General features: G+C 51.8%; 10 protein-coding genes. 7 read left to right on the top strand and 3 right to left on the bottom strand.

All coding sequences use genetic code 11. The features are described from left to right. Positions 1 to 5: 5 nt before the first annotated feature. On the bottom strand, positions 6 to 1,148 hold the full coding sequence (locus MKX63_RS14570) for a DUF2264 domain-containing protein (RefSeq protein WP_341017908.1): 1,143 nt from the start codon (positions 1,146 to 1,148) through the stop codon (positions 6 to 8). 122 nt (positions 1,149 to 1,270) lie between these two features. Here MKX63_RS14570 and MKX63_RS14565 point away from each other — a divergent pair, with 122 nt between their 5' ends. After that, on the top strand, positions 1,271 to 2,101 hold the full coding sequence (locus MKX63_RS14565) for a helix-turn-helix domain-containing protein (RefSeq protein WP_341017907.1): 831 nt from the start codon (positions 1,271 to 1,273) through the stop codon (positions 2,099 to 2,101). Between the two features lie 533 nt (positions 2,102 to 2,634). On the opposite strand, the gene MKX63_RS14560 is transcribed toward MKX63_RS14565, so the two are convergent. Together MKX63_RS14560 and MKX63_RS14555 are read right to left on the bottom strand one after the other, a co-directional pair. Next, the gene (locus MKX63_RS14560) at positions 2,635 to 3,405 is read right to left on the bottom strand and encodes a response regulator transcription factor (RefSeq protein WP_341017906.1); all 771 of its coding nucleotides are present in this window, start codon (positions 3,403 to 3,405) and stop codon (positions 2,635 to 2,637) included. Positions 3,406 to 3,423: 18 nt separating this feature from the next. After that, entirely contained in the window at positions 3,424 to 5,220 is a 1,797-nt protein-coding gene (locus MKX63_RS14555) for a sensor histidine kinase (RefSeq protein ID WP_341017905.1), read from the bottom strand. A 191-nt stretch (positions 5,221 to 5,411) separates the two neighbouring features. On the opposite strand from MKX63_RS14555, the gene MKX63_RS14550 reads away from it, so the two are divergent. From MKX63_RS14550 to MKX63_RS14525, 6 genes are all read left to right on the top strand, one after another. Further along, positions 5,412 to 6,752 carry an ABC transporter substrate-binding protein gene (locus MKX63_RS14550; protein WP_341017904.1) on the top strand — a complete coding sequence of 447 codons (1,341 nt, stop codon included), beginning with the start codon at positions 5,412 to 5,414 and terminating at the stop codon, positions 6,750 to 6,752. Between the two features lie 91 nt (positions 6,753 to 6,843). After that, a complete protein-coding gene (locus tag MKX63_RS14545; protein WP_341017903.1) occupies positions 6,844 to 7,716 on the top strand; it encodes a carbohydrate ABC transporter permease in 873 nt (290 codons plus the stop codon). Beyond that, positions 7,716 to 8,546, top strand: a complete 831-nt coding sequence (locus MKX63_RS14540; RefSeq protein WP_341017902.1) for a carbohydrate ABC transporter permease — start codon at positions 7,716 to 7,718, stop codon at positions 8,544 to 8,546. The genes MKX63_RS14545 and MKX63_RS14540 overlap by 1 nt, the downstream gene beginning before the upstream one ends. Positions 8,547 to 8,729: 183 nt before the next feature. Beyond that, positions 8,730 to 9,896, top strand: coding sequence for a YncE family protein (locus MKX63_RS14535; RefSeq protein ID WP_341017901.1), 1,167 nt, complete (start codon positions 8,730 to 8,732; stop codon positions 9,894 to 9,896). 234 nt (positions 9,897 to 10,130) lie between these two features. Beyond that, positions 10,131 to 11,309: a hypothetical protein gene (locus tag MKX63_RS14530; protein WP_341017900.1), complete on the top strand. Its 1,179-nt coding sequence runs from the start codon at positions 10,131 to 10,133 to the stop codon at positions 11,307 to 11,309. Between the two features lie 19 nt (positions 11,310 to 11,328). Next, positions 11,329 to 12,471, top strand: coding sequence for a YncE family protein (locus MKX63_RS14525; protein ID WP_341017899.1), 1,143 nt, complete (start codon positions 11,329 to 11,331; stop codon positions 12,469 to 12,471). Positions 12,472 to 12,552: the final 81 nt, after the last annotated feature.

The raw sequence follows: 12,552 nt of genomic DNA, 5'->3' as shown, positions 1-12,552 counted from the left end.
ACTCCTTATTCCAAAGCATGGTCCCGCATCACGTTCTCGCCGTCTGCGATTCTCCGTGCCGTCCATTTCATGTCCCCGCCCGACCAGAAGGGGTCAGCAGGAGAAAGGCCCAGCGGCAGGAACACGGCGGCGCACAGATACAGACTGCCCGTATTAATGTAGCTCTCGGCCAGCTCCGGCTGATAGCCGTAGATCCCCGGCTGCAGCCAGCCGTTCTCATCCAGCGTGCCCGGGTATTGCATAATCCGGCTAATGACAGCGGTCAAGGCGCAGCGCACCTGGGCCGGAGGCAGCGAGTCTTCCAGGAAATGCTGGAGCGCCGCCTGCGACAGCAGCTGAAATGCCCCGAACCGGTAGACAATAGAACGCCCAAGGAACGGATATGTTCCGTCCGGGGCAATGCTGCGCTCCAGCACAGATGCATATCTCTGCGCCCGCTGCAGGACCAAGGGTCTAAGCCGGGCATACTCCTCATTCTCCTGTTCGAAAAGGGTAACCACATCCACCAGCATCGGCTGAATGACAAAGCTGTTGTAGTAATCCCAGTGGAAATCCTTCCCGTCTCCGTATACTCCGTCACCCTTGTACCAGTCCATGAACATGTGGACCGCATAGCCCACCCGCATCCGGTCATAATCCGGGTCGCCCAGCAGATATAAGGCTGCTTCCACCATCGCACTGAACAGCAGCCAATTGCTGCCGCTGGGAGCGGTCCGCCGCGTCTGCTTCAGCGCCGCAATCAGATTGCCCTTGACCCGTGCGTCCAGCCGGGCTGTAACCGCTTTCGGTGCACGCACCAGCGCATGGGCCAGAAATGCCGCATCGACCAGCGGCTGGCCTTCGGTCTTGAATTCCATATAGTCAGGCGACTGCGGATCGACCGCCGCATCAATTGCCTCAAGCAGCAGCCCGGCATAACGGGCTCTTAAGCGCTCTTCTTCTCCCTCAAGCCCCTCAAGCTCCAGCCAGGGAGCCATTCCGCATGCCAGCCTTGCAAAAGCCTCCAGATGTGCAAACTGGCTGCGCCCGCTATGAAACTCCGCAGGTAACCGTTCTTTCAGTTTCCGTGCGGCAAGCGCCTCCAGGACCGGTGTTCCAATCCGCAGCATCGTATCCAGCCAGTATTTACGCTGTTCTATCCCACTCATCCCTAGTTCCACCCTCTCAGGTATTCTTCTTCTCTAGTGTATTGTGGTATTATTGCAATGTCTTTGCGAATAATGATGATTTATTGCGTATGTTGTGATCAACATGAAAGGAGCTGTGACTATTGAAGCATGCCCGGTATTATGAAACCTTCGACGGCGATATTCTGGCCGGGATCGGCAATTCTCCGATCTCTCCGACGAGGGATTTCCATATCCATGACCACTATGAAATCTTCCTGTTCCTGGGCGGCAGCGTGAACGGCTTCGTGGACCAGTACAGCTATCCGCTGGAGCGAGGCGACGTCCTGTTATTCAACAATCATGAGATTCATAAAATCATTAACCGCTCCCCCGAGCCTTATGAGCGGCTGACCATTCATTTCAAAGCACCGCTGGTCTATCCGTTCTGTACGGCGACCACGAATCTGCTGGCCTGCTTCCAGAACCGCCAGCCCGGGGAGAATAACCTGGCCCGGATGGAGGAGCCGCTGCTCTCAGAGTACACCGCCCTCTCCTCACAGCTGATTACAGCCCTGGAGCGCAAGCAGTACGGCAGCGAGGTGCTGGCCCTGACGTACCTAATTCAGATTCTGGTGCTGGTCAACGAGCTGTACAGCCGCACCCGTGCCGCCGTGCCCAGCATTATCTCCTCCCATATTCAGTCTGCGATGAGTTATATCGACAACCACCTGCACCTGAATCTGTCGCTGGGGCATATCGCCGGGGAGCTGAAACTGGATAAATATTATCTCAGCCATCTGTTCAAGCAGCAGACCGGCGGCACCATCTACCGCTATGTCCTGCTCAAAAAGATCGCGTTATCCAAGCAGCTCCTGTCCGCCGGCAACTCTGTGTCCGATACCTGCTACCTGTCCGGCTTCAATGATTATGCCAATTTCATCCGCACCTTCAAGAACATCACGGGCATTCCACCCGGAAAATACGGCAAATGAAAACGGCAGCGCCTATCCTCAGCGCTACCGTCTCAGCAAGTGGAAACGGCTTCGCCGTCCTTTTAAAGGACGGTACCGTTTCAGCGAGAAATAGAAGAATAAATTATCGTGTGCAACATATAAATTCTTATATTTGAACAAAATGCCTACGGCATCCCTATTGTGATCGGTTTTCCGACCTTATCCGGCTCGCACGTCTCTGCCGCACCAAATGTAGTCGGTTTTTCGACCTTATCCGGCCCACTCGTCTCTATCGCACCGAATGTAGTCGGTTTTTCGACCTTATCCGGCCCATTCGTCTCTGCCGCACCAAATGTAGTCGGTTTTTCGACCTTATCCGGCCCACTTCGTATCTATCGCACCGAATGTAGTCGGTTTTTCGACCACATTTGGCCCAGATGACCATGCGCTGTACATGTGTTCGGTGAAATCAGCGAAGTCATTCCTATGACTGATCCAGAATATAGTCATCCTGCCGATGCGAGCTTTCCAGTAGAAAGCTTTCAGACGGTCGCTACCGCTCCTCATACCCGCTACTGCTGCCGCTCCCCTCCCCTATACTCCGTAGGACTTACGCCCGTATAGTCCTTGAACACCTTAGAGAAATAGTGCTGGTCGCCGAAGGACAGCAGCTCCGACAGCTCCTTGACCTTCAGCTCCGGCCGGAGCGCAATCAGCCGGCAGGCTTCGGCTATCTTCAGCCGCATGCTGTAATGCACGAAGGTCTGGTTCGAATAACGCTTGAAGATCCGGCTGACATAGGAAGGGCTTACGTGGAACTTAAGCGCTACTTCCGTAATGGAGAGCGGAGCGTAGAGCTGCTCCTGCAAATATTGCTCCAGCTGCCGGAACAGCTCCTCGCTGCTCTTAGGCCGGGGCGGCCCGGGTGAGGCCAATCCCTCCGGCAGCCCCATTCTGCTGCCCTCCTGCTCCTGCAGATGGGCGACCAGCCGCTGCATGACTTCGGCAAGCTGCTGCCGCTCCACCGGCTTCAGCAGATAATCGAATACCTGCAGATTCAGCGCTTTGCGCGTATACTCGAAATCACTGTAGCCGCTGATCAGCACTGCCTTGAGCGCCGGATTCACCAGCCTGCACTCCCCGATCAGCGCAAGTCCGTCCAGCTTGGGCATGCGGATATCGGTCAGCAGGATATCCACCGGATGCGCGCGAATATATTCAAGCGCATCCAGCCCGTTCGAGGCGGTGGCGGCGATGCTAACAGGCAGCTCCATGGACTGCATAAGAGCCTCAATATTCCGCAGAATCGGCTTGCTGTCCTCGGCAATGATAGCGGTATACATAGCGGTCCCTCCCTAGCTCTAGTAGAAGTCTTTACTCATAGATGCGATAATCTGGACCGTGGCACCCTTTTCCCCGTCCAAGTGGTTGTAGATGTTGAAGAACAGCCGGTTCCTGTACATCAGCTTCAGCCGGTTCACCGTATTCACAATCCCCATATTGCCAATCCCTGAGGTATCATGCCGAAGCTCGTTGACCCCGGAATCCGAGTCCTCAATATTGTCCAGAATGTCCCTGATCCTGCCCGGCGCGAAGCCCTCTCCGTTATCCCGGATTTCGATGGCCCACAGGCCGTTATATACCTTCACCCGCACCTCAATCCTCCAAGGAGGGTCCGTATTCTTAAAGGCATGCTCGATACAATTCTCCACGAACGGCTGGATCACCAGCCGGGGCAGCTCAATCCGCTCCAGGCCCCCGTCCCCGTCAATCTCCCACTCCAGGTCATCCTCGAAATTATGCTGAATCAGGGACAAATAATGCCCGGTATGCTTCAGCTCCTCCGTCAATGTCACATGCTGATAAGGGGAGGATACAATATAACGGAGGCTGTCCGAGAGATGCTTGCACATTTCGGTCACCACGCTATTCTTTCCTTCCTGGGCGGCAATACTGATCAGATACAGCACATTGTGGATAAAATGCGGCGCGATCTGGGCCTGCAGGGCGGAATTCCGCGACTTCACTTCTTCGTGCAGCGCAAGCTTTTCCCGTTCGATAGATTCCTGTAACCGCTCCAGCAGCTCCTGAAAAGCGCTATTCAGTTGAATCAGCTCATTGTTGTGGGTACGCGGGCCCGCCTTCATATTCAGGTTGCTGTAGTTCATCCGCAGAATCTGGCTGCGCAGCTTACGGATCGGAAGCAGCAGGTTCCGGGTCGAGAAGTAGATGAAGATGAACGAGAATAGAATCAGCGCGGTAATCAGCAGAATAGAGAGGTATTTCACCGAATTGACCGGGCCCAGCACCACATTCCTGGGATTCACCACATAGGTGGTCCAGCCCGTCTCGGCAGAGCGGTGGTAAGCCACATAGTTCTGGCCGCTGCTCAGATAGATTCCGTTAGCTGCTGCAGACTCAGAGGGAGACGCTGCGAATTCGGGGACCTTCTCCCCTTCCCGCAGTGCCGGAGAACTGGAGACCAGCCGCTGGTCCTGATCCATAATATAGACCTTGCCGCCCGCCAGGCCCGCAGCAGATCTGTTCAAGTACCGCTGGTCGAGCTGCACCGCCAGATAGCCGAACACCTGACCATTCTGGTTCCTGATCGCCCGCACAAAAGAGATGGCATCCGCCCCCTGCCGGTACAGCGCGTAACCGCTTGCATTCCAGGTCGGCAGCTGGCTGCTCTCTTCCAGAAACGGCCTGAGCGAAGCCGGGCTATCCGCGTATCCGATATAAGAGGCCACCCGCTCCCCGGTCAGATCATAGATCATCATATCCTCAATGTTCAGACTCGGCCCCAGCGCCTGGAACATGATGTCCTTCAGCCTGCGGCTCCGGGTCAGCCCTTCAAGGGTAAGCTGTGAGTAATCGCCTGCGGACAGCAGCGTGAACACCTCTTTGTTCGACAGAATCCGCTGGGAGAGCTGGTTCTGGTTATTGATGTAGAGGTTCAGCTGATCGCTGACCTGGACAGCCGCCAGCTTCATTTCGTTCTCCGTCTTGTCCTTGAGCGGCTGGATCACCATATAATTCACATAGACCAGGAAGCAGCCCAGCACAATCAGCAGCAGCAGCATGAAGGTGAAGAAGAATTTCGTTTGCAGACTGGCCTGAACCCTTCTCTTGCTTAGTCTGTCGTAAAAAGTAGCCAAGCTAAAGCCCCCCTGAATCTTAGGATGCTGCCTACTTTACAACCAATCGGACGAAATGACAAGCCGTCCCGGAGTTCAGAATATTACACAGAAAGTGTCAAGTACAAACATGTACCTTGCGCCGTCCTCATTCTATAATGGGCAATGTAAACGGATTCAGTTCACAGAAAATTCACTACGGGGGCGATCACATGAGTAAGCAAATGAAGAAAATCGCAACAGGCCTGCTCGCTGGAATCATGACCTTAACGCTGGCGGCATGCGGCTCTGACAATTCAGGCAAGGGCAATGCTGCGGCAACGGACAGCGGAGGCGGTAACAGCGGAGGCGGCAGCGGCAGCGGCAAAAAGGTAACCATTGAACTGGCCATCTCCAAAAGCTCGCAGGATTCAGCGTTCGTGGCTCAGGATGTGCTGGATGAGTTCGAGCAGAAAACCAATATCAAAATCAATCTGCAGCTGCTTCCGGCAGAGCAGACCGCCACCGTATTACAGACCAAGCTGGCCGTTGACGAGGTGCCGGATCTGATTCAATACAATCTCGCCAGTGCGACTACGGACCTGAATCTGGAGCGTAATTTCGAGATTCTCGATAACGAGCCTTGGGTGGGCCGTCTGCTGAATAAGGATGTGCTCTCGGCTTACGATCACGTCTACAGCTTCCATTACAGCCAGGATACCGGGATGCAGGGCGTCGTCTACAACAAGGATATTTTCAAAGATCTGGGGCTAGAGATTCCGAAGAATTACGAGGAGTTCCTGGCGGTCTGCGAGATAATCAAGGCCAGCGGCATTACGCCGGTCTTCATGCCGTTTAAGGATAACTGGGCGGCGAATATCTGGCCGGCGGCTGCTTTTGCCGACTGGGCTGCCAAGAACGAGCCTTCCCTGTTCGAGGACATTAATGCCGGCCGCAAGAAGTGGTCCGATGTTCCCGAGTTCGCTACCTTCCTCGATCAGCAGTATGAGGTCTACAAGAAAGGCTACACCAACACCGACATTCTCAGTGACAGCTACGATATGGCGGTAGGTAAATTCCTGAACAAGGAAACGGCGATGATGTTCATGGGCGACTGGCTGATTGTAAACGTGGCCGAGAAGGACCCGAATGTGCATCTGGGCCTGTTCGCTATTCCATCTTCAGAGGATGCGAATCTTGGCGCAAGTCCACTGGGCGGCCAGCTGTTCATTCCGAAGAAAGCCAAGCACATGGCCGAAGCGAAGCAGTTCCTGGAGTTCCTCGCCAGCAAAGAGGTCGCCCAGAAAATGGTTGACAGCCAAGGCTCCGTCTCCAACTTCAGCGATGTGACGACACCGAAGCTCCCGGACTACAAGCAAGAGATTGTCGATCAATATATCACGCCTAAAAAGACTACGCTGACCACCGATGCCTACATGATCGTGGACCGCAGCGAGCTGTACCGTCTGCTTCAGGATGAATTCGCCGGCGGCCTGGACGCCAAGGGCGTGCTTAAGGCCTGGGATGAGAAATTCAGCCAGCTGATGAAGGACAAAGGCGTGGAAGGCTTCTAATCCGCTATTCAATCATATAAACCATACCGCAGGCAGAATAAAGTCCGCTCGGGGCTTTATTCTGTCCTGGGCTATATAGGAGTGTGAAGAGATGAACGTATCCAAGAAGCTGTATTCGTATTACCTGATCTGGCCTGCGCTGCTGATCTATTCTATCTTCTTCGTGCTGCCGGCGCTGATCGGACTCTTCTATTCCTTCACGGACTGGCGGCTGGACCGGGAAGCCATTAAGTTCATCGGCTGGGATAACTTCGAGCGGATTTTCACGGATAGAACCCTATTGCTTGCGATGAAAAATACAGCGATCTTCGCCATCGTTACCGTGCTCGGCAAAAATCTGCTCGGCATCGCGCTTGCGGTCGGCCTGAACATGAAGCTAAAATCCAAAAACCTGCTGCGGGCGGTCTTCTACTCTCCGTCGATCCTGAGCGTTTTGGTTATTAGCATTGTGTTCACGCCCATGCTGCGCTCCGACGGGACGATTAACCGCATCTTCGAAGCCGTTGGCTTGCCGTCGCTGAGCCAGGCCTGGCTGACCAATCCGGCGCTGGTCATCTGGACCGTGGCATTTGTGTCCATCTGGCAGCATACCGGCTTTCAGATGGCCATCTATCTGGCCGGGCTCCAGTCGATCTCCAAGGAATATTATGAAGCCGCAACCATTGACGGGGCCGGCTCCTGGCGCAGCTTCCGCAGCATCACCATTCCGCTGCTGCTCCCTGCGATCAATATCAACCTGATGCTGACGCTGATCGGCGGCCTCAAGGTATTCTCCGAGGTGTTCGTGCTTACCGGCGGTGGACCCGGTAATGCCTCTCAGGTGGTCGGCACGATCATCCTCCGCTCCTTCGGTGAAGGCAGCTGGGGGCTGGGCACAGCCGTCAACACCCTGCTGTTCGCAGCCGTAACGGTCATCGCCATTCCACTGTTGATCTTCATGCGGCGTAAGGAGGTATCGGAATAATGAGCTTTTCCCGTAAAATGGCCTGGCGCAACTATCTGGTCGAAGGCTTCCTGATTCTGGCCTCGCTGCTGATCATCCTGCCGCTCCTGATTATGCTGTTCGGCAGCTTCATGACCAGCTCCGAGGTGCTGAAGTTCTCATTGCGGCTCCCGGAGGAATGGAAATTCTCCAACTATACGACCGTCTTCCGCGAAGGCGGTCTGGGACGGGCATTCCTGAACGGGATGCTGATTACCGGCATCTCATCCGTGCTGAATATCTTCACCTCCTCGGCAGCCTCCTTAATTCTGGTGCGCCGGGAGACCAAAATGTCAGGCTTCCTGTATATGTTCTTCTTCATGGGCCTGATCGCGCCGATGTCGACCATCACCACGATCCGTGTCGTGCAGTGGATGGGCTTCTACGGCAGCATCACCAGCGTTATCCTGATCTACGCCTCGCTGAATACGGCGTTCAGCGTGTTTCTGTATAGCGGATTCATCCGGTCCATTCCGAAGGCACTGGATGAGGTTGCTTTTCTGGAGGGGGCTAATACGTTCGATGTCTTCTTCAAGATTGTGACCCCGCTGATCGTCCCGGTCAACGCCACCGTAGCGATTATGGTGTTCATGTCCGTCTGGAACGACATCACCATTCCGCTCTACTTCCTGACGGACAGCTCGGACTGGACGATGCCGCTGTCGGTGTATAATTTCTACGGCAAGTACAGCCGGGACTGGAACCTGATCTTCGCGGATCTGGTGTTAACCTCCCTTCCCGTGCTAATCCTGTATATCTTCTGCCAAAAGTACATTGTTAGCGGACTTACGGCGGGAGCGGTGAAGGGGTAACCTCTGCCCTTTTTGTGGCTTTCTTGGACGAATGGATTATTCGGGCCGGAGCATCCGGACATACCCTACAGCAGACAACCTGATGCGGCATCCGGGAGAATCCGGCGCGCCTGCCCATCCGGTTGTCCGTCCGCCGGGCCCGGCGAGTCCATGAGCCAGAAGCACATGAAAGGGGAATTTATTATGAATACGGAAATAGCAAACCGCAGAAGAAATCTAGCATCAAATTTTAATCCTTACGTGTTTGCGAGTTATGAGCTTTCCCATTATTTTGGCTACGTTGCTGTCATTGATCCTGTATACAATAAGGTCACCAAACGGATTCCAGTAGGCCTTAACCCTGGTCCTATGTGCTTGAATCCAAGTCTGGATAAGCTCTATGTAGTAAATACGGGCAATGATTCGGTCACTATCATTGATGCATATAACTTCAACGTTATCAAAACCCTTCACATTGGCAGCTCATCCAATTATAGTGCTCCTGTTGCTATCTTCGCTGCTCCTAACGTGAACAAAGTCTATGTAGCCCATTCGGGTGACAGGGCCGTTACAATTATTGACTCCGTCACAGATACGGTTATTAAGCAAGTGGATTTGCCTAGCGGAAGCGGCTACCCTTTTGCCTTTGCCGGTAAGATGAACAGCTTCTTTGTCTTTGTTGCATGTAAGTGTGATGATAGTGAAAAAGGCAATGTTGTCGCCATTGCTGTTGACGATGACACCGCCCATCCCGTTGGGGAGGATACTCCGCTTGAATTTGACGGGACCCACAACCCCTTGACCGTGTACCCAGGCGGAGTGGAGCTGGTCACACTTGGAACGACTGGCATGTTGACTTTATTTTCATTTCATTTAATTTTGGATTCCAAAGCTACAAGTCTGCTGGACAATACGGTATCCGGAGTCTACCTGGACAACAATTTGTTATTTTGCACATCGCAAAAAGATAGAGCTTATCTGAAAAAATTTAAAAAGCTAACTCTTAGCGGGACAGGAAACATTACCTATGATGAATTTACAGAACCCGCCAGCTTCAAGGGCCAAGATAAAATTCGTGCTTCACGTAGTCAAAATTATATTGGCGTCACCATACAGCCCACCACTTCCCCGACAGGTGGTCTGCAACTCTACGATGTAAACACTTCTAGTTCAAAGTTTGTTCCGCTCTCCTATGTAGGTGATTTAGCGTTTGCCGGTGACAGCACGGCTTATGTAGGAGAGGTGAACTCGATTGTTCCGATTGATGTGGGAACGGCAACAGCGCTGCGCCCTCTTCTGATTGGCTCCAATTCCACTGATCGCATCACCGTCAATAATATAATCTGCGGTTACAGCAATCAATCCTTGTAATGCATATTTAGTATAAAAATTGAGCTGCCGCTTCAAGTCGAACTGGACTTGGGGGCAGCTTTTTTTCTATCTTACTGGACATTAGGACTACTCGGGCCGGAGCATTCAAACATAACATACAGCAGACAACCTGATGAGGCATCCGGGAGAATCCGGCGCGCCTGCCCATCCGGTTGTCTGTCCGCCGGGCCCGGCGAGTCCATGAGTTAGAAGACATGAAAGGGGATTTTATATATGAATATGAATCAAACAGCACAGCAAAGCAGAAATACACGAGGCGGCGTTTCTTATGTCTATGTGTCTTATGTAACTAGCAATGCTGGGTATATCGCTGTTATTGATCCTACTACTGATGAGATTATCAAACGGATTACGACCGGCCGCAACCCTACCGCAATGTGCTTGAATCCCTCTGGGGATAAGCTTTACGTGGCGGATGCCTATGTGCCCGCAGTCTTTGTCTATAGTACGGAGACCTTTAACCTAATAGGAGAAATTCCAATTTCAGGAAAAAATCCTGCTGCTATCTTCGTAGATCCTAGCGGTAAAAAGGGCTATGTAATCAACTATGGAGATTCCAGCGTGGCGATTTTTCATGCCATCACTTTTAAATCATTAGGAACTGCATATTTGTACAGGACACCTCTCGGCTTTGCGGGCAATGAGAACAGTCCATTCCTCTATCTTGCCTGCAATGTACTCCCTCCCGATCCAGATTCTATTCTTGTAATTGCCACTGCCACTGACACTGACACTGACACTAACATTGACATTGACACTAATAATAGTGTGGCTAATTTTGACATTGGAACAGACCAGGTAGGTATAAATGACACGCCCCCCAACCCCTTGACCGTTCACCCGAATGGACACACTGTGGTGCGGCTTGGAAATAGCGGATACCTTTATTTTGTTAATCCTAATAGTAATTTCATTTCAAAGGAGACCAGTTTGCTGGACAATACGGTATCCGGGGTTTATCTGGACAACGGCATGTTATTCTGTACTATGCGTGAAGAAAGGGACTTTTTGAAATTATTCAAGAACCTGGATATCGATAAGAACGGGAACATTACCTATGATGATTTCAAAGAAATTCCCAGTTACAAAGGTCAGGATAAAATTCGCACTTCGCTTACGCAAAAGTATATTGGTGTCACCATAAAGCCCTATGATTCCCCGCTGGGTGGTCTGCAAATCTACGATGTAGACCGTGGCACTTCCCGGTTCGTTTCGCTTGCATCCATTGGCGATCTTACATTCTTCTCAGACTCCAAAGCTTATGTAGCAGGATTTAACCAGGTTACTCCCTTTGATCTGGCTACTGCAAGACCTCTAACACCCATCGCCATCGGAACAGTGCGCTTCAGAGTGAAGAATGTTATTTGCGGTTATAGCAATCAATCTTCCTAACACAAAGGAGATTTCATTCATGAATATGAATAAGGCAAATCACAGCGGGAAGCTGTCATCAGGTCATCCTTATGTGTATGCGAGTTATGAAATTGGTTATGATTTCGGATATGTCGCTGTCATCGATCCTGTACAAGATACGATCATCGAACGGATTAGGGTGGGCAGCGAGCCTGGTCCCATGTGCATGGACCCCTCGGAGAAAAAGCTGTACGTCATTAATACCCGTGAGGATTCAGTCAGTATCATTGATGTGGATAGCTTAAAGGTTCTCAATACCGTTCACATTGGCAATCCGTTCGTCAAGTTCTATCCTAATTCTATCTTCGCTGCTCCTACGGGTAACAAAATATATGTAGCCCAATCAGGTCCGGGCATTACCATAATTGACTTCCTCACAGATGAGGTTATTAAGGATGTGCAACTGGCAGGAGGGATTACTTGGCCTTTCGCCTTTGCTGGAAATGAGAACAGCTCCTTTGTCTATGCTGCCTGCCGGAGTAATGATGTTATCGCCATTTCCATTGACGACGACACCGTTCATCCCTATACAGACGGAATGGAGTTTACCTTTGATGTGAATCATAATCCATTGGCCGTTCATCCCGATGGGCACACCCAGGTCACATTTGGGCCTGCTGGTATGTTAACCTATATTGACAAACATTCTATTGGGTACTCCAGTACGTCAAGTCTGCTGGACAATACGGTATCCGGGGTCTACACGGACGACAAAAGATTATTCTGCACCTCGCAACAGGATAAGGCCTATCTGAAGCAATTTAAGGACCTGTCCATTGATATAAATGGGAACATTACCTATGACCAATTCAGCGAAATCCCCAGTTCCAAAGGCCAGGATAAAATCCGGATGTCCCGTACTGGGCGATATATTGGCGTCACTGTTCAGCCCGCTACATCTCCGACAGCTGCTTTGCAAATTATTGATGTAAAGACTGGCAGTTCAAGCTTTGTCCGGTTTCCTTATGTCGGTGATCTCGCATTCTTCTCCGACACCAAAGCCTATGCGGGACAATTGTCCTCCATTCGCCCGATTGATGTAGCGACCGCAAAACCCCTGCCTGCTATCGTGTTCGGGGACGGCACGGATGGCCTCAAAATCAATAATATTATCTCCGGTTACAGCAAGCAATCCTTGTAATATGATTTGAACATACGCAGAGCAGCGGTTCTCCAATAGCCGGAGAACCGCTGCTCTGTTTTGACTTAAATCATTCGTTGA

The sequence above is a fragment of the Paenibacillus sp. FSL R7-0179 genome (assembly GCF_038002265.1).
Classification (GTDB): Bacteria; Bacillota; Bacilli; order Paenibacillales; family Paenibacillaceae; genus Paenibacillus_AQ.
Note: the sequence above shows the minus strand (reverse complement) of the source record. Positions and strands in the feature narration are given on the sequence as shown.